At 62.8% G+C, this 23,534-nt stretch carries 20 protein-coding genes and 1 other RNA gene; 7 read left to right on the top strand and 14 right to left on the bottom strand.

The window, feature by feature from the left end; all coding sequences use genetic code 11:
- Positions 1–4 precede the first annotated feature (4 nt).
- From ABM562_RS08020 to ABM562_RS08010, 3 genes are all read right to left on the bottom strand, one after another.
- Positions 5–2,476, bottom strand: coding sequence for a TonB-dependent siderophore receptor (locus ABM562_RS08020; RefSeq protein ID WP_460421364.1), 2,472 nt, complete (start codon positions 2,474–2,476; stop codon positions 5–7).
- A gap of 106 nt (positions 2,477–2,582) precedes the next feature.
- The gene (locus ABM562_RS08015) at positions 2,583–3,530 is read right to left on the bottom strand and encodes a FecR domain-containing protein (RefSeq protein ID WP_115085198.1); all 948 of its coding nucleotides are present in this window, start codon (positions 3,528–3,530) and stop codon (positions 2,583–2,585) included.
- A gap of 1 nt (position 3,531) precedes the next feature.
- A complete protein-coding gene (locus ABM562_RS08010; protein ID WP_115085199.1) occupies positions 3,532–4,032 on the bottom strand; it encodes a sigma-70 family RNA polymerase sigma factor in 501 nt (166 codons plus the stop codon).
- A gap of 140 nt (positions 4,033–4,172) precedes the next feature.
- On the opposite strand from ABM562_RS08010, the gene ABM562_RS08005 reads away from it, so the two are divergent.
- Positions 4,173–5,183, top strand: coding sequence for a zinc-dependent alcohol dehydrogenase family protein (locus ABM562_RS08005; RefSeq protein ID WP_115085200.1), 1,011 nt, complete (start codon positions 4,173–4,175; stop codon positions 5,181–5,183).
- A gap of 9 nt (positions 5,184–5,192) precedes the next feature.
- Here the strand turns inward: ABM562_RS08005 and ABM562_RS08000 are convergent, their stop codons facing one another.
- Positions 5,193–6,077 carry a LysR substrate-binding domain-containing protein gene (locus ABM562_RS08000; RefSeq protein ID WP_115085201.1) on the bottom strand — a complete coding sequence of 295 codons (885 nt, stop codon included), beginning with the start codon at positions 6,075–6,077 and terminating at the stop codon, positions 5,193–5,195.
- 158 nt (positions 6,078–6,235) lie between these two features.
- Between ABM562_RS08000 and ydiJ the strand changes: the two genes are divergently transcribed.
- On the top strand, positions 6,236–9,256 hold the full coding sequence (ydiJ, locus tag ABM562_RS07995; RefSeq protein WP_460421362.1) for a D-2-hydroxyglutarate dehydrogenase YdiJ: 3,021 nt from the start codon (positions 6,236–6,238) through the stop codon (positions 9,254–9,256).
- A 7-nt stretch (positions 9,257–9,263) separates the two neighbouring features.
- Here the strand turns inward: ydiJ and ABM562_RS07990 are convergent, their stop codons facing one another.
- The 7 genes from ABM562_RS07990 to ABM562_RS07960 all read right to left on the bottom strand — a co-directional run bounded on the left by ABM562_RS07990 (position 9,264) and on the right by ABM562_RS07960 (position 17,328).
- Positions 9,264–9,674, bottom strand: coding sequence for a DUF4952 domain-containing protein (locus tag ABM562_RS07990; RefSeq protein ID WP_258578417.1), 411 nt, complete (start codon positions 9,672–9,674; stop codon positions 9,264–9,266).
- Between the two features lie 33 nt (positions 9,675–9,707).
- The gene (locus tag ABM562_RS07985; RefSeq protein WP_258578416.1) at positions 9,708–10,487 is read right to left on the bottom strand and encodes a class I SAM-dependent methyltransferase; all 780 of its coding nucleotides are present in this window, start codon (positions 10,485–10,487) and stop codon (positions 9,708–9,710) included.
- A gap of 222 nt (positions 10,488–10,709) precedes the next feature.
- Positions 10,710–11,101: a transfer-messenger RNA gene (gene ssrA / locus ABM562_RS07980) on the bottom strand.
- A gap of 104 nt (positions 11,102–11,205) precedes the next feature.
- Positions 11,206–11,484, bottom strand: a complete 279-nt coding sequence (locus tag ABM562_RS07975; protein ID WP_045199770.1) for a hypothetical protein — start codon at positions 11,482–11,484, stop codon at positions 11,206–11,208.
- A 73-nt stretch (positions 11,485–11,557) separates the two neighbouring features.
- On the bottom strand, positions 11,558–14,368 hold the full coding sequence (locus tag ABM562_RS07970; RefSeq protein WP_258578415.1) for an FAD-binding and (Fe-S)-binding domain-containing protein: 2,811 nt from the start codon (positions 14,366–14,368) through the stop codon (positions 11,558–11,560).
- A gap of 78 nt (positions 14,369–14,446) precedes the next feature.
- Positions 14,447–15,592 carry an FMN-dependent L-lactate dehydrogenase LldD gene (gene lldD / locus ABM562_RS07965; protein ID WP_346617130.1) on the bottom strand — a complete coding sequence of 382 codons (1,146 nt, stop codon included), beginning with the start codon at positions 15,590–15,592 and terminating at the stop codon, positions 14,447–14,449.
- Between the two features lie 68 nt (positions 15,593–15,660).
- A complete protein-coding gene (locus ABM562_RS07960; RefSeq protein WP_460421361.1) occupies positions 15,661–17,328 on the bottom strand; it encodes a lactate permease LctP family transporter in 1,668 nt (555 codons plus the stop codon).
- 252 nt (positions 17,329–17,580) lie between these two features.
- On the opposite strand from ABM562_RS07960, the gene ABM562_RS07955 reads away from it, so the two are divergent.
- A complete protein-coding gene (locus tag ABM562_RS07955; protein ID WP_115085219.1) occupies positions 17,581–18,348 on the top strand; it encodes a GntR family transcriptional regulator in 768 nt (255 codons plus the stop codon).
- 68 nt (positions 18,349–18,416) lie between these two features.
- Here ABM562_RS07955 and smpB read toward each other — a convergent pair whose 3' ends face one another.
- Positions 18,417–18,899: an SsrA-binding protein SmpB gene (gene smpB / locus ABM562_RS07950; protein ID WP_010222959.1), complete on the bottom strand. Its 483-nt coding sequence runs from the start codon at positions 18,897–18,899 to the stop codon at positions 18,417–18,419.
- 161 nt (positions 18,900–19,060) lie between these two features.
- Here smpB and ABM562_RS07945 point away from each other — a divergent pair, with 161 nt between their 5' ends.
- Together ABM562_RS07945 and ABM562_RS07940 are read left to right on the top strand one after the other, a co-directional pair.
- Complete coding sequence (locus ABM562_RS07945) at positions 19,061–19,495, top strand: type II toxin-antitoxin system RatA family toxin (protein WP_010222960.1); 435 nt, start codon at positions 19,061–19,063, stop codon at positions 19,493–19,495.
- Positions 19,488–19,805 carry an RnfH family protein gene (locus ABM562_RS07940; RefSeq protein ID WP_115085220.1) on the top strand — a complete coding sequence of 106 codons (318 nt, stop codon included), beginning with the start codon at positions 19,488–19,490 and terminating at the stop codon, positions 19,803–19,805. Before ABM562_RS07945 ends, ABM562_RS07940 begins: the two co-directional genes overlap by 8 nt.
- A 57-nt stretch (positions 19,806–19,862) precedes the next feature.
- On the opposite strand, the gene ABM562_RS07935 is transcribed toward ABM562_RS07940, so the two are convergent.
- Positions 19,863–20,387 carry an outer membrane protein assembly factor BamE gene (locus ABM562_RS07935; RefSeq protein WP_115085221.1) on the bottom strand — a complete coding sequence of 175 codons (525 nt, stop codon included), beginning with the start codon at positions 20,385–20,387 and terminating at the stop codon, positions 19,863–19,865.
- 97 nt (positions 20,388–20,484) lie between these two features.
- Between ABM562_RS07935 and fur the strand changes: the two genes are divergently transcribed.
- The gene (gene fur / locus ABM562_RS07930; RefSeq protein ID WP_045199750.1) at positions 20,485–20,889 is read left to right on the top strand and encodes a ferric iron uptake transcriptional regulator; all 405 of its coding nucleotides are present in this window, start codon (positions 20,485–20,487) and stop codon (positions 20,887–20,889) included.
- A gap of 89 nt (positions 20,890–20,978) precedes the next feature.
- Here fur and recN read toward each other — a convergent pair whose 3' ends face one another.
- Positions 20,979–22,652: a DNA repair protein RecN gene (gene recN, locus ABM562_RS07925; RefSeq protein WP_460421357.1), complete on the bottom strand. Its 1,674-nt coding sequence runs from the start codon at positions 22,650–22,652 to the stop codon at positions 20,979–20,981.
- Between the two features lie 231 nt (positions 22,653–22,883).
- Here recN and grpE point away from each other — a divergent pair, with 231 nt between their 5' ends.
- On the top strand, positions 22,884–23,438 hold the full coding sequence (grpE, locus tag ABM562_RS07920) for a nucleotide exchange factor GrpE (protein ID WP_115085223.1): 555 nt from the start codon (positions 22,884–22,886) through the stop codon (positions 23,436–23,438).
- The last annotated feature ends 96 nt before the right edge of the window (positions 23,439–23,534 follow it).

The following is a 23,534-nucleotide window of genomic DNA, read 5'->3' as shown; positions in this document are numbered from 1 at the left end:
TTACTCAGAACTCCCAGCGCGTGGTCAGCATCACATTGCGCGGATCACCGTAGTAGGTGGTATCGAAGTTGCCCAGCCCGCTCAGGTAGCGCTTGTCGAACACGTTGTTGGCATTGACTGTGAAGCTCAACTGTTCGTTGTACTGGTAGCGGGTCATCAGGTCGACCAGGGTGTAGCCGCCTTGCTTGATGAAGGTGTAGTCGTTCACCGAGCGATTGTAGATCTTGCCGTAGAACGCGCTCTGCCAGTTGATTCCCCCGCCCACGGTCACTTTATCCAGCACCCCCGGCAAACGGTAGGTGGTGAACATCCGCACCAGGTGCTCAGGCTTGCTGGTGCTCATCGGGAAGCCATAGATGCGCTGCTCGTCGGCATCGCGCGAGCGTGCGTAGGTGTAGCCTGCCGAGAGGTTCCAGCCTTCCTGCAGTTCGCCGGCGATTTCCAGCTCGATGCCCTGGGTGGTGGCGCCACTGGTGGCCTTGTAGATGCCCTCGTTGGTCGCAGGGTTGGTGCCGATCGACTCGGCGACGTTGTCCTGCTCGATGCGGAACAGCGCCAGGCTGGCGTTGAGCTTGCCGTCGAAGTAGGCCGCCTTGAGGCCGGTTTCGTAGCTGTCGCCTTCGACCGGATCAAGGGTCGCGCCATTGCTGTCCTTGTTGCTCTGTGGCTGGTAGATCGAGGTGTAGCTGGCGTACACCGAGTAGGTGTCGTCGAGGTCATAGACGACACCGGCGTACGGGGTGACCACGCCATGTTGCTTGTAGCCGGACTGGCTGTCCTGGAAGGTCGGGTTGAGGCCGTCGTAGTCGTAGTTGTCGTCGTACTTGAAGGTGCTGACCCGGGTGCCGAGTATCACCGAGAGGTCGTCGGTCGGGTGCAGGCGGGTAGCGATGTAGGCGCCGTTCTGGCTCTTTTTCTGTTCGTACTTGCCGTTTTTCGGGAAGTCCGGCACGCCGATGTGGCCGTCCCAGTCAAAGATGCTGCCGGGCACCATGGCAAACTCGCTGGTGTCCCAGGTGGCGCCAGTCTGGCGCGAATGGTTGGTGTCCAGACCGACGACCAGGTCATGCTGGCGACCGAACAGGGTGAACGGGCCCGAGAGGTTGAGGTCGGCGCTGTTCTGCACCCGATGGCCTTCCCAGCGGCCCCAGAAGAACGACATGCCATCGCCATTGCGATCCGGCGCACCGCCACTGGCCGAGGCCAGGCGGGTGTCGTGGTCGCTTTGCAGCTGGTTGACGGTGAGTTTGAGCGACCAGTCGTTGGCCAGCGCCTGCTCCAGCGAGGCGAAGTAGGTACGGTTCTGGAAGTCGCGGCGGCTCCAGTCGGCGCCCGGGTTGAACGAGCGTGAGAAGTCCGTGCGGCCGCCGTCGGTGTAATACACCGGGTTACCGGTCCAGGAGCTGCCACGCGGGGTGGTGGTCTGCTGGTCGATGCCGACGGTCAGCAGGGTGTCCGGGGTGATGTCGGCTTCGAGGATGCCGTAGTACACCTCTTTGCTCTGCTGGTAGTGGTCCTGGTAGCCCTTCTTGTCCTGCTGGGCGCTGACGAAGCGCCCGCGCACGCTGCCGCTGCTGTTGATCGGGCCGGAGACATCGACTTCGCCACGGTAGTTATCCCAGCTGCCGGCACTGCCGGTCAGCGAACCCTGGAACTGCGCGGTCGGTTTTTTGCGGATCAGGTTGACCGTGGCCGACGGGTCGCCGGAGCCGGTCATCAGGCCGGTGGCGCCCTTGAGCACTTCCACCCGGTCGTAGATGGCCATGTCGACGTGGGCGGTGCCTTCGCCATACACACCGTCATACACGGTGTTGACGCCGTCGTACTGGTAGTTGGTGATCACCAGGCCGCGGCTGGTGAACTCGGTGCGGTCGCTGTCATAGGTTTGCGCCGACACGCCGGGGGTGTTGCGCAGTACATCGGAAATGCTCTGGGCGCCCTGGTCGTCCATCTGCTGGCGGGTGACCACGGTGATGGTTTGCGGTGTTTCGCGGATCGACAGCGGCAGCTTGGTCGCGGTACGGGTCGCCGCCGTGGTGTAGGAATGGGTGCCCTCGGTGGTTTCACCCAGACCCTGGGCGTTGATGCTGGTGGCGCCCAGTTCCATCGCTGCGCCGGTGTTGGCCGGCACCAATACGTAGCCGCCGTTGGACTGACGCTGAGCCTGCAGGCCGGTACCGCTGAGCAGACGGGCCAGGCCTTCTTCCACCGAATAGTTGCCCTGCAGGCCGGCCGACTGCTGGCCCTGAGTCTGGCGGGCATCGAACGACAGGGTAATGTTGGCGCGGGTGGCGAACAGGCTCAGAGTGGTGCCCAGCGGGCCCGGGGCGATCTGGAATTGCGTGCTGGCGCTCTGCGCCATGGCCTGGGCAGGCAGCAGCGCGAGCAGCGGCAAAGGCGCCAGGGTCATGCCGAACAGCGCCAGGTGGACAGCGCGAACCAGAGGGCGGGGTGCGCGCGGACAAGTCGGGGTCATGCAGGATTTCCTTCGATTGGCTGGGCAGAGGGGCGGTCGAAATTTGCCGCTTTAACTGCGTAGCCGAATGAGAATGAAAATCGGCAACCCTTTGTGTGAAATTTCTTCAGACTGCTTCAATGCTGACCCAGTAGCGGGTCATGTAACGCACCCTGACCGGCAACGACACGCCAAGGTTTTCCAGGACGGTGTCGGTGTCGTCGATACGAAAGGCGCCGGACAGGCGCAGGTCGGCAATGCTCTCGGCACAGCGCAGCACGCCGGGGCGGTAGCGGCGCAGTTCACTGATGAAGTCGCCCAGGCGCCATTCGATCACGGTCAGCATGCCCTGGGTCCAGGCTCCGGTGCCGGGCAGGGCGGTGCTGGCGGCAGCAATCTGCGTGCGGTCGAAGCTGACGCTTTGTCCGGTCTCCAGGCGCAGCATCAGCAGCGGCTGGTCGAGCGGGCGTACTTCAACCGCATGCTCGAGCACGCTGACGCGGCTCAGGCCGTTGTCGCTACGGACGTTGAAGCGCGTGCCCAGGGCGCGCACCCGGCCTTCGGCAGTTTCGACAATGAACGGGCGAGCCGCACTATCGCGTGCGGTCTGCACCATGATTTCACCGCTGTAAAGGCGCAGCAGGCGTTGCTGGCCGTCGTAGCGGATATCCACAGCGCTGTCGGTGTTGAGTTCGAGCTGGCTGCCGTCGGCGAGGCGTACCTGGCGGCGCTGGCCCTTGCCGGTGCGCAACTCGGCCATCCAGGCCTGGCCCGGGGTGCTTTCCCGTACGGCCCAGCCGGTTGCACCGACGGCCATGAGCAGGGCCAGGGTCTTGAGTACGGCGCGGCGCCGGGCGCGCACACCGGCCAGGGCCGGCAGGGCGACATCGGCCGGCAGTCGTCCCAACTGACGCTGCAGCTTTTCTACCCGCGCCCAGGCCTGGGCATGGGCCTGGCTCTTGCCCAGCCAGTCTTGCCAGGCCTGCAACTGCGCATCGCTGGGCGGCGCGGCGTTGAGCTGCACGTACCAGGTGGCGGCAGCTTCGAGGGTGCGATAGTCCAGCGGCTGGGCCATGTCAGTCGTCCGTCAGTAGCAGGCAGTGGGTCATGGCGCGGATCAGGTGCTTCTTCACCGTGGTCACCGACACTCCCAGGCGCTCAGCGGTGGCCACATAGCTCAGGCCTTCGAGCTGCACGGCCAGGAAAATATTGCGCGTGCGCTCGCCCAGGCCATCGAGCATCTGGTCCACGGCCAGCAAGGTTTCGAGGATCAGCAAGCGGCTTTCCGGCGATTCGGCGACCCGCTCCGGGCGCAACGCCAGTTCGTCCAGGTAGGCCTGTTCGAGCGCTTTGCGGCGGAACTTGTCGATCATCAGCGCATGGGCAATGGCGCCCAGGTAGCTGCGCGGCTCGCGAATGGTGTCTGCATTGCGCGCGTTCAAAACCCGGATAAAGGTGTCCTGGGCCAGGTCGGCGGCATCGCTGGCATTGCCCAGGCGGGCGCGCAGCCAGTTCTTCAACCAACCGTTATGTTCGCTGTAGAGCGCGTGCAGGGCAGCATGATCGGGAGCGGGCATGGTGAGGCAATATCGAGTAATTGATAATTAGTCGCATTATTGTGGTTTGCTGGCGCACTATGCAAGCGCTCGTGCTTGACCTGGGGCAGGGGCAGGCAAAGACTGGTCAGCTATTTGCCCAATCGACTCAGGAGGTTTCCATGACCAGCAGGGCCATTATCGTCCAGACCGGCGGTGGTTACGACAAGGTGCAGGTAGGCACCCGCGAGGCTGCGGCGCCGCAAGCCGGCGAAATCAGCGTGCGCCTGCACGCCAACTCGCTCAACTATCACGACTTCGCCGTGGTCAGCGGCATGTGGGGGCCGACTGCGCCGCGTATCCCCATGGCCGACGGCGCCGGTGTGGTGACCGCAGTGGGTGCTGGCGTGAGCGAGTTCGCCGTGGGCGATTCGGTGGTCAGCACCTTCTTCCCAGACTGGCTGGACGGCCAGCCGTTGGTCGAAGGTTTCGCCAGCGTACCGGGCGACGGCATCGATGGTTACGCCCGCGAACAGGTGACTGCCCGCGCAACCTCTTTTACCCATGCGCCCAAGGGCTACAGCCACGCCGAAGCGGCGACCCTGACCACCGCCGGCCTCACCGCCTGGCGCGCACTGATGGCCGATGACTCGCTCAAGCCAGGCGATACCGTGCTGGTGCAAGGTACTGGTGGCGTGTCGATTTTCGCCCTGCAGTTCGCCAAGCTGGCCGGTGCCACGGTGATCGCCACGTCCTCCAGCGACGACAAGCTCGAACGCCTCAAGGCCCTCGGCGCCGACCACCTGATCAACTACCGCAAGACTCCGGCCTGGGGCGAGAAGGTGCGCCAGCTCACCGCCAACCGCGGTGTCGATCACGTGATCGAAGTCGGTGGCCCGGCGACCCTCGAGCAATCAATGATCGCTGCGCGTATCGGCGGGCATGTGTCGCTGATCGGTATTCTGACCGGCGTGGCGGGCAACCTGCCGCTGGTCCAGGCCCTGGTACGGCAGATTCGCCTGCAAGGCGTGCTGGTGGGCAGCCGTGCCCAGCAGCAGGCGATGGTCCGCGCCATCGATGCCAATGGCTTGCGCCCGGTCGTGGACAAGACCTTCGACCTGGAGCAGATCGTCGAAGCCTTCCGCTATCAGGAAAGCAACCAGCACTTCGGCAAGATCTGCCTGAGCATCTGAGCCAGCGCCTCAGATCTGCCCCAGCAACCAGCCGCGAAATGCCATCAGCGATGGCAGCGACTGGTTGCGTGGCGGGTAGATCAGGTAATAGCTGCGCTGGCTGGCAAACGGTGCACCGGCACTGACCAGTTCACCGCTGGCCAGCTCGTCGGCCACCAGGATGCGCGGTACCAGGCCGATGCCGATGCCGGCGCGCACTGCCTGGATCAGGTGCGAAGTCAGCTCGAAGCTGGGCCCCAGGCGCATGCTGCGGTGCGCCAGGCCATGGTGGGAAAACCATTCGCCCCAGGCGTTGGGGTTGTTGGCCACGTTGAGCAGCAACTGCTCATGCAGGCGCGGCGGTGACCAGTCGGCCTGGCCGGCGGCGGTGTCCGGCGAGAGGATCACCAGCAACTCTTCGGCATGCAGGCGATGACAGACCAGCCCCGGTACGTCGGCATTACCGACGACGATGGCGGCGTCGATGCCGCTGGTTTCAAAATCGATGGCTTCGATGCGTGAATTGATGTGCACCAGCATGCCCGGGTGCAGCTTGTAGAACTCATGCAGGCGCGGCAGCAGCCATTTGGAGCCGAAGGTCGGCAGGGTCGCCAGGCGCAGGCTGCCTTCGCCAGACTGGTAAGCCATGGCCTGCAAAGTAGCACTGCGGATCCGCCCGAGGGCTTCGCTCATCTCCCGCTGATACAGCCGACCGACATCAGTCAGGCGCACCTGGCGGCCTTCGCGGCGGAACAGGGTCAGGCCCAGTTGCTGCTCCAGCGCCTGCACCTGGCGGCTCACCGCGCTCTGGGTCAGCGACAGCTCGGTGGCGGCGCGGGTGTAGCTTTCATGCCGGGCGGCGGCTTCGAAAGCCAGCAGCAATGACATGGACGGCGTTAGATGGCGGTAATTCATTCGTAAAAGTCATCGATAGCGGCAGAAATATCCAGTTGTCCGCGGCGGCACGCTCCGGGATCATTGGCATATCAGTGTCTTGAGGCTGACCTAATTATGCTCAGCCAGCAAGTGTTCCGATATCCCGTGATTAGCCAAATTAAAGAGGCCATCCTTTGATGATCGCCCAGTTGCCGACCAGCGCCCCTGCTGCCGACTATTCCGATTTCCTCGCCGCCCTGCGTGCCAACGGTTTCCGTGGCCAGATTAGCGCCGACTATGCCACCCGCACGGTGCTCGCCACCGATAACTCGATCTACCAGCGCCTGCCACAAGCGGCGGTGTTCCCGCTGGATGCCGAGGACGTCGCCCGGGTTGCCGCGCTGATGGCCGAACCGCGCTTTCGCCAGGTCAAGCTCACCCCCCGTGGTGGCGGCACCGGTACCAACGGCCAGTCGCTGACCGACGGCATCGTCGTCGACCTGTCGCGGCACATGAACAACATCCTCGAGATCAACGTCGAGGAGCGTTGGGTGCGGGTCCAGGCCGGGGTGGTCAAGGACCAGCTCAACGCCGCGCTCAAGCCCCACGGCTTGTTCTTCGCCCCGGAGCTGTCGACCTCCAACCGCGCCACCGTCGGCGGCATGATCAACACCGACGCCAGCGGCCAGGGCAGCTGCACCTACGGCAAGACCCGCGATCACGTGCTTGAACTGCACAGTGTGCTGCTCGGCGGCGAGCGCCTGCACAGCCTGCCCATCGATGACCAGGCGCTGGAGCAGGCTTGCGCGCAACCAGGCCGCAGCGGTGAGGTGTACCGCATGGCCCGGCAGATCCAGGAAACCCAGGCCGAGCTGATCGAGACCATCTTCCCCAAGCTCAACCGCTGCCTGACCGGTTACGACCTGGCGCACCTGCGCGACGAGCAGGGCCGCTTCAACCTTAACAGTGTGCTGTGCGGCGCCGAAGGCTCGCTGGGCTACGTGGTCGAGGCCAAGCTCAACGTGCTGCCGATTCCGAAGTACGCTGTGCTGGTCAACGTGCGTTACAGCAGCTTCATGGACGCCCTGCGCGACGCCAATGCGCTGATGGCGCACAAGCCGCTGTCGATCGAGACGGTGGACTCCAAGGTACTGATGCTGGCGATGAAGGACATCGTCTGGCACAGCGTCGCCGAGTACTTCCCCGCCGAAGCCGAGCGCCCGACCCTGGGCATCAACCTGGTGGAGTTCTGCGGTGATGATCCGGCTGAAGTGAACGCGCGGGTGCAGGCGTTTGTCGCCCACCTGCAGGCTGACACCGGCGTCGAGCGTCTGGGCCACACCCTGGCCGAAGGCGCCGAGGCGGTGACCCGGGTCTACACCATGCGCAAGCGTTCGGTAGGCCTGCTTGGCAACGTCGACGGCGAAGTGCGTCCGCAACCGTTCGTTGAAGACACCGCCGTACCGCCAGAGCAGTTGGCCGACTACATCGCCGACTTCCGCGCATTGCTCGACAGCTACGGCCTGGCCTATGGCATGTTCGGTCATGTCGACGCCGGCGTGTTGCACGTACGCCCGGCGCTGGACATGAAAGACCCGGCCCAGGCTGCACTGGTCAAGCCGATTTCCGATGCCGTGGCGGCACTGACCCAGCGTTATGGCGGCCTGCTCTGGGGGGAGCATGGCAAGGGCCTGCGTTCGGAATACGTGCCGGATTTCTTCGGTGAACTGTACCCGGCACTGCAGTCGCTCAAGGGCGCGTTCGACCCCTACAACCAGCTCAACCCCGGCAAGATCTGCACCCCGCCCGATAGCGAGCAGGGCCTGATCAAGGTCAACGAAGCGCCAATGCGCGGTGATTTTGACCGGCAGATCGATGAGCGGGTCTGGCAAAGCTTTGGCAGCGCCGTGCACTGCAACGGCAACGGCGCCTGCTACAACTTCGACCCCAACGACGCCATGTGCCCATCGTGGAAGGCCACCCGTGAGCGCCAGCATTCGCCCAAGGGCCGCGCCTCGCTGATCCGTGAATGGTTGCGCCTGCAGGGTGCGGCCAGCATCGATGTATTGGCGGCGGCAAAGAACAAGACTTCGTGGCTCAAGGAGCTGCCCAAACGCCTGCGCAACAACCAGGCACGCTCCCGTGGCGAAGCCGATTTCTCCCACGAAGTCTACGAAGCCATGGCCGGCTGCCTGGCGTGCAAATCCTGCGCGGGGCAGTGCCCGATCAAGGTCAACGTGCCGGAGTTTCGCTCGCGCTTCCTGGAGCTGTACCACGGTCGCTATCAGCGCCCGCTGCGTGACTACCTGATCGGCTCGCTGGAGTTCAGCATTCCCTACATGGCCTATGCGCCAGGGTTGTACAACGCGGTGATGGGGTCGAAGTGGGTCAGCCGCCTGCTCGAGCGCCATGTCGGCATGCTCGACAGCCCGCTGATCAGCCGCTACAACCTGCAGAACACCCTGACCCGTTGCAACGTCCGCGCGGCCAGCGTACCGGCGCTGCGCGAACTGACCCCGGCCCAGCGTGAGCGCAGCATCGTGCTGGTCCAGGATGCGTTCACCCGCTACTTCGAAACACCGCTGCTGGCGTCGTTTATCGAGCTGGCCCACCGTCTTGGCCACAAGGTGTTCCTCGCGCCCTACAGCGCCAACGGCAAACCCTTGCATGTTCAGGGCTTCCTTGGCGCCTTTGCCAAGGCGGCGATTCGCAACGCCAACCAGCTCAAGGCCCTGGCCGATTGCGGCGTGCCACTGGTCGGCCTCGACCCGGCCATGACCCTGGTGTACCGCCAGGAGTACCAGAAGGTCGAAGGCCTGAGCGACTGCCCGAAGGTGCTGCTGCCGCAGGAATGGTTGATCGACGTGCTGCCCGAACAGGCCGCGGGCGTCGGCGAAACCTTCCGTCTGCTGGCCCACTGCACCGAGAAAACCAACGTGCCGGCCAGTACCCGCCAGTGGGAGCAGGTATTTGCGCGACTGGGGCTGAAACTGCTCACCGAAGCGACCGGTTGCTGCGGCATGTCCGGCACCTATGGCCACGAAGCGCGCAACCAGGACACCTCGCGAACCATCTTCGAGCAATCCTGGGCCGGCAAGCTGGATAAACAGGGGGAGGCGTTGGCGACCGGCTATTCATGCCGCAGCCAGGTCAAGCGTATGGCAGACCGCCAGTTGCGTCATCCGCTGGAGGTGCTGCTGCAGTACGCCAAGGGCTGATGCCCGGTCAGGGCTCGAGGGTATCGACGCTGACGGTGATGTAGAAGAACTCGATCTGTGCCCATTGCGAGCGCTGGTTGACCGGTGTCTCTTCGGAAGCCATGAGGATTTCGTAGCCGATGCCGCTCTGCGGGGCGCGGTGGAAGTGGCGAAATGAATCCCACATGCAGCACATAAACAGCAGGCGCGGCATGCCGAAGGCGTGGTGCAGATAGCCCTCGGCAGCCCCTGCTTCGGCACCTTTGACCCTATAGGTCGCGATTAAGGGGGCCGTCTGCAGTTCGGGTTCCTGGCGGCATCCCAGGTACTCGATGCCCTTTGGGTACGCGCCCAATGCACCCAGGAAGTCTGCGCACTGCGGTGCGGCTTGAAGCGGGCCGCACAGCAGGAGCAGGGTAAGGATAATCAATGGGCGCATTGGTTCTTCATATGTCCGGGGCTTTGTCTCGGCTCAGGCAAAACTGATGTTGGTGCGCTGCGCGCCATAGACAACGCGTGCGGCGGACATCAGTTGATGAGGAATCTCGACGAAGGGGATATCCGAGTTGGTGATCGCAATGTCCACGAGCTGCAGCATGACCGAGTTTTTTCTAACCAGGATCACATCCGACCAGTCGGTGTTGGTCACGGCCACCGGGACGAAGTCCGAGCGTTTGAGGAAGCTGCTGAGTGCCTCCAGAACGCCAAGGTTCTGCTTGGTGCCATTGGGGCTGTGGCAGCAATCATTGAGCAGCATGAAACCATCTTCGGCCACCAGGTCCTGGTAGTACATCAGGTCGCGCAGGATGTACTCGTATTGATGGTTGGCATCAATGTACACCAGGTCGAATTTCTCGATACCGGTTCTGGGCTGAATGTCGGGAATGGCGTCGATGGTTTCGGCGCGAATGACGGTCACATTTTCCTTGTCGGCGAACTTGCTCAGGCATTCCTGATACAGGTTGTCCCAGGTTGCCATGTCGTACATCGGCCCGCCGTAGTAGTACGCGTAGGTATCGATGGCTTCTACCCAAGGCGGCAACTGGTCAAACGGGCTGTAGGCGTCATTGGCCGCCGGGCTCCAGCTGTCGATCAGGACCATTTTTTCTGGGTTGAGGGCGTTGTACAGCCGCAGTGCGTTTTCACCGCGCAGGACGCCGAGCTCGGCGATTACCGGCTGTTTGTTGTAGGCGTTAAAAACCGCGCTGAGAAGGTGGTAGAAGGTTTCCCGGTGGGTCATGCAGACTTTCATACCTGCTCCTTTTGTTGTGTTGTGGGCGCAGCCTTTCCCTAGGCGACGAAGAGATGAGTGGGGTAGCCATTCAGCCTTTTTATCGACCGCTAGCACGATAGGATGAGCGAGGTTTTTTGCAAGGCGTGTCGAGGCGGACATGCCAGCGCGTACAGGTATGATTTTCAGGCAACAAAAAAGGCATCGGCGCAAGCGCCAGATGCCTTTTTCGTTTTGCGTATTTGGTGGAACCGGGGGGATTTGAACCCCCGTCCGCCAGTGATCCGCTGTCGGTCCTACATGCTTAGCCGTGTCTATTGAGTTAATCCGCAGCCGCCCGACGGGCAGGGTGCTTTGGACGAGTTGTGTAAGTTTTAGCCGCTTCGTCCACAACGTACTGCACGGCGATCCTGTTCTGTATGACAATCACTTCGGGTTTACAGGCATCCCCTAGTGATTGCTGGAGCCGAAGCTACCAGGAGAGCGGGCTCAGCTGCTTACGCAGCGAGAGCGTAACCCTCGTAGTTTTCGTCATTGGCAACTATAGAAAGTTGCAACAGTGGATTTACGAGTTCTGTTACCAACTCGGCATGCACCTAGAGTTTCACTACCGGCGTCGAATCCTAATCGGCCCCATTTGCTGCGCTCTAGCTGTAAGCGTTTTTCAACGCTCAAGGCCGAGTATACGCCATCGGTCGGGCGACGTCGACTGCTGGCCTAACATCGCCCGGCAGACGGGTTATTGGCCGTTGCTGCCTTTCTCGGTTTTCTCCAGGCGCTCCAGAGTTTTGCTGGTAATAGCAATGCAGTCTTTCGTGTTGCCCGCTGCCTGGGCAGCCTTGGCGTCCTTGACATGCTCGGCCACGGCATTGTCCATACCTTCGGAGGTAGCTCCGGCGGTGGCCGTGGCATCTTCAATCTTCTGCAGGTTTAGGGCACACAGGTCTTCTTCCGCGAACACAGGGGAGGCAAGCAGTGCGGCGGCAATGAACAGACCGGAAATCGCAGTACGCTTCATGTGAATCTCCTTGGCTGGAAAGGCCTCGGGAAACAGGGGCCTAAATGGATGGACTGCACTGCTTGCCTAGGGTTCAGATTGCTCGCGCCCGGGTCACGCGGTCCACCAGATAAACTAGACCGTGATAATCGATCCCGCCATGGTTCGACAGACCGATCTCGCAGGTGCGGCTGGTGGAGATCCCTTCGCTGCAGTACTGCACCGCATCCCTGAGGCTGCGCAGCGAGTGGGCATTGAGCTCTGGGGTGGTAAAGCCCTTGTCGCCGGCAAAGCCGCAGCAATGAATACCTTCGGGAACTACCACCTGCTTGCTGCAACGCCGCGCCAGGTCGATCAATGCCTGGCTTTCGCCCAGGTGCTGGGTGCTGCAGGTTACGTGTACGGCGATCGGCTCATCCTGGGGCGTGAACTCCAGTTTGTCGATCAGGTGGGTGCGGATGAAGCGCACCGGGTCATACAGGTCCAGCCGCGTTTCGGCCAGGTCCTGAACCAGGCGCAAGGTGCACGGACTGGTGTCGCAGTAGATCGGGTCAAGTCCGCCGCGGCTGGCGTGGAGCAGCGCGTTGATCAGCTCCTGGCGCTTGTGCTCGGCTTGTTCGGCGTAGCCCTTGGAGGCAAATGGCTGGCCGCAGCACAGGTTGTCCTGGTTGTCCGGGAATATCACTTGATAGCCGGCCTTTTCCAGCAGGGCGCGAGTCTTGTCCAGCAGTGAAGTCTGCTCGCGATCAGCCGCCGCCGGGCCCATCACCCGCGAGACGCACGCTGCCAGGTACACCACCCGCGGTCGCGCGTCGTTGCTGGCCGGGGTGAACTGCACGGCCTTGAGCGGTTGCGGCATGGCGGGCGTCCACTGCGGCACGCGGCCATGGCTGAGCGTGCTCAGGCTGGCGCTCAGGCGACTCAGGCGCGGCGCACCGAGCAAGCGACGGGCGCCATTGGCCGCCTGCAGGGTAAAGCGCGCACCGCTGAGGGCGGTGTGGAAGTTGTCAGCCAGCCAGTCGGCGGTCTTGACATGATCCGCCGCCTGGGCGCGCAGCTTTTTCACCAGCTCACCGGTGTTGATACCCACCGGGCAACGCTGGGCGCACAGGCCGGTGGCCGCGCAGGTGTCGATGCCCTGGTACTGGTAGTCGCGCTCCAGTTCGCGGGTATCGCTGCCAGCACGTTTTTTTGCCTGGATATCGCGCCACATGACGATGCGCTGGCGCGGGCTCAGGGTCAGCCCCTTGGAGGGACAGACCGGCTCGCAGAACCCGCATTCGATGCACTTGTCGACGATCTCGTCGGCGGCGGGCAGTGGCTTGAGGTTCTTCAGGTGGATCTGCGGGTCTTCGCTGAGCACCACATCCGGGTTGAGGATGCCATTGGGGTCGAGCAAGCGCTTGAGCTGCCACATCAACCGGTAGGCATCGCTGCCCCATTCCAGCTCGACGAAGGGCGCCATGTTGCGCCCGGTGCCGTGTTCGGCCTTGAGCGAACCACCGAATTCCACCGCCACCAGTTGCGCCACATCGTCCATGAAGGCCTGGTAACGCGCGACTTCCTCGGCGCTGTTAAAGCCCTGGGTGAAGACGAAGTGCAAGTTGCCTTCCAGGGCGTGGCCGAACAGGATGGCTTCGTCGTAGCGGTGCTTGTCGAACAGGGCGATCAGGCGATTGACGCCGATGGCCAGTTGCTCGACCGGGAAGGTCACGTCTTCGATGATCACCGTGGTGCCGGTCTTGCGTACTGCGCCGACGGCGGGGAAGGTGTCCTTGCGGATGGCCCAGAGCTTGGCGTTCTCCTTGGCGTCTTCGGTAAAGTCGACCTGCTTTTCCACCGGGAAGCCCGCCAGCGAGGCCATGATCTGCGCCAGCTGCTCGTGCAGCAACGCCTGGGTTGCCGCACGCGATTCGATCAGTAGTGCGCAGGCGCCGTCGGACAGTTGCTGGACGAAAGCCGGCATGCCGGGCTTGTCCTGTACCGAGCGCAGGCTGCGCCGGTCAAGTAGCTCCACGGCCGATACCGGTTGGCTCTTGAGCACGGTGACGGCGTTGCAGCAGGTTTCCACATCCGGAAAGACGATCAGTGCCGAGGCTTTGTTCGGGTGATCGACCACCGTGTCGTAGGTCACCGCACTGATAAAACCCAGGGTGCCCTCGGAGCCGACCAGCAGGTGGCTGAGGATATCCAGCGGCTGGTCGTAGTCGATCAGGGCATTGAGCGACAGGCCGGTAGTGTTCTTCAGGCGGTACTTGTGGCGAATCTTCGCCGCCAGTTCGGTGTTGGCGCGGGTTTCCCGAGCCAGGCGCGTGAGCTCATCGAGCAAGCTGGCGTGGCTTTGTTCGAAGGCGGCGACGCTGGCCGGATCTTCGCTGTCCAGGCGCGTGCCGTCGGCCAGCACCAGGCGCATGCCGGCCAGGGTGTGATAGGTGTTCTGCGCGGTGCCGCAGCACATGCCGCTGGCATTGTTGGCGACGATACCGCCGATCTTGCAGGCGTTGATCGAGGCCGGGTCGGGGCCGATCTTGCGCCCGAAGGGGGCCAGCCAGGCGTTGGCCTGGGCGCCGATCACCCCGGGTTGCAGGCGGATCTGCTGGCCCTGGTGGCGAATCTCGCGGCCGTTCCAGTTATCGCCGAGCACGATCAGCACCGAATCGCTGATGGCCTGGCCGGACAGGCTGGTGCCGGCGGCGCGGAAGGTGACCGGCACGCGCTCGCGCTGGGCCAGCTTGAGCAGGGCGACCACTTCATCTTCGGACTCGACCCGCACCACCAGCTTGGGGATCAGCCGGTAGAAGCTGGCATCGGTACCGAAAGCCAGGGTCGAGAGCGGGTCGTCGAAACGTCGCTCGCCGGGTATCAGGCGGGCTACCGAGTCGAGGAACGCGGCGGGCAGACTCATGCAATCTCCTCGCGGGGCCGTGGCGTCTGGTGCGCCGCGTGCCCCGGTCAATCAGGCTGTGATTCGAAGGTGCGGCAATCAGGCACCCAGTTCGCGGACCAGCGAGTCGCGGGTGATTTCGCTGATCGATTTGGCGCCGGTGAGCACCATGGCCACGCGCATTTCTTTTTCGAACAGGTCCAGCAGATTCTTCACCCCGGCTTCGCCGGCGGTAGCCAGCGCGTAGAGGAACGCGCGGCCGATCAGCACGGTATCGGCACCCAGGGCAATCATGCGCACCACGTCCAGGCCGCTGCGGATGCCCGAGTCGGCGAGGATCTTCAGGTCGCCTTTCACCGCGTCGGCAATCGCTGGCAAGGCGCGGGCGCTGGACAGCACGCCGTCGAGCTGGCGGCCGCCGTGGTTGGAGACGACGATGCCGTCGGCGCCAAACTTCACGGCGTCCTTGGCGTCTTGCGGGTCGAGGATGCCCTTGATCACCATCGGGCCCTCCCAGAACTCACGGATCCACTCCAGGTCTTTCCAGGAAATCGATGGGTCGAAGTTGGCACCCAGCCAGCCGATGTAGTCGGCCAGGCCCGTCGGGCTGCCGCGGTAGGCGGAGATGTTGCCCAGGTCATGGGGCTTGCCCAGCAGGCCGACATCCACGGCCCACTGTGGGTGGGTCATGGCCTGCCAGACCCGGCGCAGCGGTGCATTCGGGCCGCTCATGCCGGAGTGCGCATCGCGGTAGCGAGCGCCGGGTACCGGCATGTCCACGGTGAACACCAGGGTGGTGACGCCAGCAGCCTTGGCGCGCTCCAGGGCGTTGCGCATGAAGCCGCGATCCTTGAGCACGTAGAGCTGGAACCACATCGGCCGGTCGATGGCGGGTGCCACTTCTTCGATCGGGCACACCGATACGGTCGACAGGGTGAACGGAATGCCTTTGGCCGCTGCCGCACGGGCAGCCTGCACTTCGCCCCGGCGCGCGTACATGCCGGTCAGGCCGACCGGCGCCAGGGCCACGGGCATGCTCAGGGTTTCGTTGAACAATCGGGTCTCGAGGCTCAGCTCGGACATGTTCTTCAATACGCGCTGGCGCAGGGCGATGCCGGCCAGGTCCTGGACGTTGTGGCGCAGCGTGTGCTCGGCGTAGGCACCACCGTCGGCGTAGTGGAACAAGAACGGCGGCAGCTTGCGTTGGGCAGCTGCGCGGTAATCGGTAGAGGCAGAAATGATCATGGGGTCTCGCAGCGTTGGTTAAAGGGGCGGCTGCCGGGCGCGCCACAACACGCCCAGCCCCCGACACCTTAGTGAACCAGCATGCCGGTCAGCCAATAGGCCTGGACCAGGGTGATCAGGCCGACGATGGTGGCGAAGAACAAGCTGTGCTTGAGGGTGAAGCGGAACAGGTCCGACTCTTTGCCGACCAGGCCGGTGGCGGCGCAGGCCACGGCGATCGATTGCGGCGAAATCATCTTGCCGGTCACGCCGCCGCTGGTGTTGGCTGCTACCAGCAGGGTGTCGCTGACCCCGATCTGGTGCGCGGTAGTGGCCTGCAGCGAGCTGAACAGGGCGTTGGACGAGGTGTCGGAACCGGTCAGGAACACGCCTAGCCAGCCAAGGAACGGCGAAAAGAACGGGAACGCCGCGCCGGTGCCGGCCAATACCAGCGCCATGGTCGAGGACATGCCCGAGTAGTTGGTGACGAAGGCGAAGGCCAGGACCATGCCGATCGACAGGATCGGCCAGCGCAGTTCGAAGAAGGTCTCTTTCAAAGTGGTCAGACCAGTTTTGAAATTGATCTTCAGCACCAGCATCGAGATCAGCGCCGAGAAGAAGATCGCGGTACCGGTGGCGGAAATCGGGTCGAGCTTGAACACCGCCGGGATCGCCGTCGGGGTGGCAACGATCGGTGCGGACTTGATCACCAGTTGATCAAGGTGCGGGATGGCGAAGTTGAACACCCAGCTGTACATCGAACCGCCAGCAGCGAAGGCAGCCTTGAATGGCTTGAGGGTCCAGATGGTGACCAGCACGGTGAGGATCAGGAACGGCGACCAGGCCTTGAAGATCTCGCCGAAGCTGTAGGGCGAAGGCTGGCTGCCGCCGCCCTGGACCACGGCAGCGCCGACACTGCCGGTGGCGCTGGCGAACGAGCGCTTGGGCTGCCAGACCTTGAGGAACAGGGTCAGGGAAATCAGGCTGGCCAGGGCCGAGGTGATGTCCGGCAGTTCCGGGCCGATGAAGTTCGAGGTGGAGTACTGGGTTACGGCAAAGCTCAAGCCGGCCACCAGGGCGGCAGGCCAGGTCTCTTTGACGCCGCGCAGGCCGTCCATCATGAACACCAGCCAGAACGGTACGAACAGCGACAGCAGTGGCAACTGGCGACCGGTCATGGCGCCGATCTTGAACGCATCGATACCGGTAACCTGGCCGGCAACGATGATCGGGATGCCCAGGGCGCCGAAGGCCACTGGCGCAGTGTTGGCGATCAGGCACAGGCCGGCGGCGTACAGCGGGTTGAAGCCCAGGCCCACCAGCAGAGCGGCGGTAATGGCTACCGGTGCGCCGAAACCTGCCGCACCTTCGAGGAAGGCGCCGAAGCAGAAACCGATCAGCAACACCTGCAGGCGCTGGTCATCGGTGATCGACAGCACCGAGCTGCGGATCACTTCGAACTGGCCGCTCTTGACCGTCAGTTTGTAGAGGAACACCGCGGCGACAATGATCCAGGCAATTGGCCACAGGCCATAGGCAAAGCCATATCCGGCGGCGGCAAGCGCCATGTCGGCAGGCATCTGGAAGGCAAAGATCGCCACCAGGATCGACAAGCCCAGCGTGATGCTGCCGGCCACATGACCCTTGAGGCGGAACACCGCCAGCGCGAGGAAGAAGAACACGATCGGGATGACTGCCGCGAGCGCGGACAGGCCAAGACTACCAAGCGGACTGTAAAGCTGTTGCCAGGTTTGCATATGGGGTGGCCCCTAATTGTTGTTGGTCAGCACTGGCATTGGATAATTGGTAAGACCAATTTACAATGTCGAGGCGCTAGGTTAAAAGCCTCGCTGCGGCTGTGTCAATTTGTCCCAGGAAAACTTTCGTCGGATTTGTGCGGGGGCACGGGCCTGAGCGGCAGGGAAATTTGCCAACTGATGGGTGTCGGCGGGTCGCGGATGCGCCAGAATAGACAGCCCCGAACGCACTCGGGATGTGGAGAGCATGTGATGGTTTTTGATCAGGTCCGCCAACGCCGTTTGTCCGACGATATCGTCGAGCGGCTGGAAGGGATGATTCTCGAAGGCACCTTGACGGCCGGTCAGCGCCTGCCTGCCGAGCGGGCGCTGGCCGAACAGTTCGGCGTGTCACGACCGTCGTTGCGCGAAGCGATCCAGAAGCTGGTGGCCAAGGGCTTGTTGGTCAGCCGCCAGGGCGGTGGCAACTATGTGGCCGAATCGCTCGGCTCGACCTTCAGTGACCCGCTGCTGCAGTTGCTCGAAAGCAACCCTGAAGCGCAGCGCGACTTGCTGGAATTCCGGCATACCCTGGAGGCATCCTGCGCCTATTATGCGGCGATCCGCGCCACCGAGCCTGATCGCCAGCGGCTCAAGGCGGCCTTCGACACCTTGCAGGATTGCTACGCCCGCGCCGATGAAGTGGACCGGGCCGAGGAGGGCGCGGCCGATGCGCGTTTCCACCTGGCGATCGCCGAAGCCAGCCATAACGCGGTGCTGCTGCACACCATTCGTGGCCTGTTCGACCTGCTCAAGCGCAACGTGGTGACCAACATCGGCGGCATGTACAAACAGCGCGCCGAAACTCGCGACATGCTCATCAGCCAGCACCGTGAGCTGTACCTGGCGATTGTCGAAGGGCGTGCGGAAGATGCTCGCGAAGTGTCCAGCCGGCACATCACCTATGTGCAGGAGGTGCTCGACGAAGTGCGCCAGGAGGTTCAGCGGGTGGCGCGGGCGGAACGGCGTAGCGGGCGTTAGCAATCGCGGGGCAAGCCCGCTCCTGTGGGAGCGGGCTTGCCCCGCGATAAAGGCGCTTCAGGCTGGAATCAGTCTTCTTTGCCCTTGTTACGCACCGCGCGCTGCAATTCGCGGTCGGAATCACGCTCGCGCTGGGTATCGCGCTTGTCGTATTCCTTCTTGCCCTTGCCCAGTGCGATTTCGCACTTGATCAAGTGCTTGCTCCAATAGATCGACAAGGCTACGCAGGTGTAGCCCTTCTGCTGGACGGCCGCATGCAGGCGTTCCAGCTCTCGACGGTTGAGCAGCAGTTTGCGGGTACGTGTCGGGTCGGCAATGACGTGAGTACTGGCGGCTGTCAGTGGCGTGATATGGCTGCCCATCAGCCAGGCCTCGCCATCCTTGAGCACCACGTAACTGTCGGTCAGGTGCGCCTTGCCGGCACGCAGACTTTTTACTTCCCAACCGGACAGGACCAATCCGGCCTCGAACTTGTGTTCGATGAAGTAATCGTGACGCGCCTTTTTATTCTGCGCGATAGTCCCTGTCGGATGTTTCTTTTGGTTAGCCATAGGGGCGGCATTATAGGCAGTCGCCGCGCTGTCGGCTACGGGGTAGCAGTGCGCTTGAGCCATTGCCGTGAATCCCGGACAATGCGCGCACTTGATGCGCTCTATGGCGCCCCTCGGCATTCTGGTTGTGTTTGCCGCCCAGCTTTGGAATTGACCCCTGGATGACTACCCATATTCAACGTTCGGCCCTGCTGCCATATCCCGCCCAGGCCCTGTACGACCTGGTCAATGATGTAGCGCGCTACCCGGAATTCCTGCCCTGGTGTTCGTCCAGCACCGTGATGGAAGAAAGCGACACGCACATGCGCGCGCGCCTGGAAGTGGCCAAGGGGGGGATGAGCCAGCAGTTTGTAACCAGCAATGTACTGGTGCCGGGCCAGTCCATTGAAATGAACCTTGAGGAGGGGCCTTTTACCCAGCTGCATGGCGTCTGGGTATTCAAGCCATTGGGCGAGAAGGCCTGCAAGATCAGCCTCGACCTGTCGTTCGATTACGCCGGGCCGCTGGTGCGCGCCACCTTGGGGCCGTTGTTCAACCAGGCGGCCAATACCCTGGTCGATGCCTTCTGTCAGCGTGCCAAACAGCTCCATGTCTGAAGCGCTGCTGGCGGTCGAGGTGGTGTACGCCCTGGCCGAGCGGCAGGTGCTGCTCAGTGTTGAGGTGCCGGCGGGGGCGACTATCAATGAAGCGGTAAAACTGTCGGGGATCGCCGCGCATTTTCCCGAGGCCGATATTCAAGCCTGCCCGCTCGGTATTTTTGGCCGGGTAATCGCTAACCCTGAAGAGCAAAAAGTCGAGGCGGGGGATCGCATCGAGATTTACCGGCCATTGCTGGCAGACCCGAAAGAGGTGCGCAAGCAGCGCGCCGCAAAAGTCGCCAGGGTCTTCAAGAAAGCCAAGCGCTGAATCGCAGGCAATAAAAAAGCCCGGACTGGTCCGGGCTTTTTTGTGTGCGCTGCAGGTTTACTGCGGCGAGGTGTCCAGTGCTTCTGGCACCGGCACCGGGATGACCTCGATGGTATCCACGTCTTTCTGGATGGTGTCTTCCAGCGAGCCTGGCTTGGCAGGTTTCTCCTGCGCAGCGGGTTCGGTGGTGCCGGCCGGGCTGACAGTGGTGTCGCTGCTGCCACCGAGGATTTCCTGGTCGCGGCTGACACCTGGCATGAAGTCGCCGGACAGGCTGGCGAGCTGATCGTTCTCGTTGAAGAAGATGCTCATGCGCTCCTGTTGGCGCTCACCGCCACCGGGCTGCAGGCTATACAGGTAGTCCCAGCGATTGGTGTGGAAAGTATCCTGGATCAGCGGGTTGCCCATGATAAACCGTACTTGCCGACGGGTCATTCCGGGGCGCAATTGGTCTATCATGTCTTGCGTGACGACATTGCCCTGCTGGATGTCGATTTTGTAAACCCCGGGGAACGAGCAACCGGCGAGTGCGAGCAGTCCCACGAAGGTGAGGCTGGTTAGCAAGAGCTTGGTGTTTTGCATCGGTGGGCGACTTCCACTATCTTGGCTGGACAACGTAAACCCCGATCATACCCGTATTCAGAGAAGCTGCGAAGCAGCATCGGCGAGAAAGCTGACCATGGTTGAAAATAGCGAACTGCGCAAAGCCGGTCTCAAGGTGACACTGCCTCGAGTAAAAATTCTACAGATGCTCGACTCTACCGAGCAGCGTCACATGAGTGCTGAAGATGTCTACAAGGCGCTGATGGAGGCAGGCGAGGACGTCGGTCTGGCCACGGTTTACCGTGTTCTGACCCAGTTCGAAGCCGCTGGCCTGGTCGTGCGCCACAATTTCGATGGCGGCCACGCTGTGTTCGAGCTGGCTGACGGTGGTCACCACGACCACATGGTCAACGTCGATTCCGGCGAAGTCATCGAGTTCTTCGACAGTGAAATCGAGAAGCGTCAGAAGCAAATCGTGGAAGAGCACGGTTTCGAACTGGTTGACCACAACCTGGTTCTGTACGTACGCAAGAAAAAGTAAGCAATTATTACATTGCTGCATAAGTACTGAAGGCGACCCTGGGGTCGCCTTCGTGCTTTCTGCCTGATTGTTTTTTATAGCTGCGCGTTTCAGGCCTTGCTGGTGACCACCATCTTGCGTGCGTGTGCCAGGGATTCCTTGGTCAGGTCGATGCCGCCGAGCATGCGCGCAACCTCTTCAACACGCTCGCGCTTGCCCAGATTGGCCACGGCAGTATGGGTGGTATCGCTGTTGCGCACTTTGTGCACGAACAGGTGGTGATGGCCCTGGGCGGCCACCTGCGGCAGGTGGGTGACGGTCAGCACCTGGCCGCGTTCGCCCAGGCGACGCAGCAGTTGACCGACGATCTCTGCCGTTGGCCCGCCGATACCCACGTCGACTTCGTCGAATACCAGGGTCGGGATGCGCGAGGTCTGCGCGGTGATCACCTGGATCGCCAGGCTGATCCGCGACAGCTCGCCACCGGAGGCAACCTTGGCCAGGGCCTTGAGCGGCTGCCCGGGGTTGGCGCTGACCAGCAGCTCGACCTGTTCCAGGCCCTGGGGCTGCAGTTCGTCGCTGCTGTTGGGCCGCAACTCGATACTGAAGCGCCCGCCAGGCATGCCCAGGCGCTGGATTTCCTGCTCCACGGCGCTGGCCAGCTGGCTGGCGGCTTGCTGGCGCAGGGCGCTCAGTTCACCGGCCTTGTCTTGGTAGTGGCGGGCATAGGCGGCCAGCTCTTCAGCCAGGCGCTCGATCGATTCGTCGTTGGCGTTGAGGTTTTCCAGCTCTTCCATCAAGCGCTGCTGCAGGCCGGCCAGCTCGGTAGGGTGCACCCGGTGCTTGCGGGCGAGGGTATAGATGGTGTCGAGGCGCTCTTCGAGCTGTTGCAGGCGCGCCGGGTCGGCATCGAAGTTGTCGAGGAAGCGGTTCAGCTCGCCAACGGCTTCTTCTACCTGGATCTGCGCGCTGGCGATCATGGTGGCCGCCTCGCCCAGGGCCTTGGGCGCGTTGTGCACGGCGGTCAGGCGGTTGAGGCTGGCAGTCAGGGCGTTGAGTACGTTGCCCGAATCGTTTTCGCTGCAGTGGTCGATGACCTGGCGGCAGATGCCGAACAGCGCTTCGGCATTGGTCAGGTTCTTGTGTTCCTGTTCCAGGAGCTCCAGTTCGTTCTCGCCCAGGCCAAGGTTGTCCAGTTCTTCGAGCTGGTAGCTGAGCAACTGGTGCTGCGCGCGCTGCTCATCGCCGGAATTGGACAGCCGCTCCAGTTCCTGACGGGTCTGGCGCCAGCGCTGGGCGGCGAGCTGTACCTGGCGGGCGAGGTCGGTGGCGCCAGCGTATTCGTCGAGCAGGCGGCGGTGGGTGTCGGTTTTCAGCAGTGACTGGTGTTCGTGCTGGCTGTGGATGTCGATAAGCAGCTCGCCCAGGGCCTTGAGGTCGCCGAGCGGGCAGGGCGTGCCGTTGATATAGCCACGGCTGCGGCCTTCGGCGGTGATCACCCGGCGCAGGATGCACGGCCCGTCGCTGTCGAGGTCGCGCTCGGCCAGCCAGGTGCGCGCCTCGGGGATATCCACCAGGTCGAAGGTGGCGAGGATGTCGGCCTTGTCGGCCCCTGGGCGCACCACGCCACTGTCGGCGCGATCGCCCAGGGTCAGGCCCAGGGCGTCGAGCATGATCGATTTGCCGGCCCCGGTTTCACCGGTGATGACGCTCATCCCGCGGGCGAGCTCAAGGTCCAGGTGTTCGACGATGGCATAGTTGTGTACGGACAGGTGCACCAGCATTGGGGCGGCTCCCAGGCGTTAGGTCTGGTTATTTATACAGTGTTTTCAAATCCGCTGACAATGCTGATGTTTAGTTCAATTTGGTTATCAGGGCGCGGTTCTGATCGCCATGGGTTATGAACGAATCTGAGCAAGCTGCCCTGCAGGCCCTTGAACCTGGGTTTTGCGACCCCATATAGCCGGCAGACGCGCGAGTAATGCTCGCAGACCTAATTCGAGAGGAGAGATTTTATGGCTGACGAACAGCTGGATGAACAGAATCTGAACGCCGAAGCGGCTGGCGACCAAGAGCTGAGCGCCCGCGTGCAGGTGCTCGAAGAGCAGCTGGCGGCGGCCCAGGATCAATCCCTGCGCACCGCCGCCGACCTGCAGAACGTGCGCCGCCGCGCCGAGCAGGACGTAGAAAAGGCGCACAAGTTCGCCCTGGAAAAATTCGCCGCTGACCTGCTGCCGGTCATCGACAGCCTCGAGCGCGGCCTGGAACTGTCCAGCCCGGACGACGAGAGCATCCGCCCGATGCGCGAAGGCATCGAGCTGACCCTGAAAATGTTCCACGACACCCTCAAGCGCTACAACCTCGAGGCCATCGACCCGCACGGCGAACCGTTCAATGCCGAGCACCATCAGGCGATGGCCATGCAGGAAAGCGCCGAGGTCGAGCCCAACAGCGTGCTCAAGGTGTTCCAGAAGGGCTATCAGCTCAACGGCCGTCTGCTGCGCCCGGCCATGGTCGTGGTCAGCAAGGCCCCGGCAACGGTTTCGCCGTCGATTGACGAGCAGGCTTGAAATCGTTTTCAGCGCCCCCATCTAGGTGTCAAGCATTCAAGTATTACCGCAGTTAGCCACCACTGCTGCGGCAACCAAATTCAAGTTTCGGGAGAG

It is taken from the genome of Pseudomonas sp. ZL2 (assembly GCF_054788455.1).
Note: the sequence above shows the minus strand (reverse complement) of the source record. Positions and strands in the feature narration are given on the sequence as shown.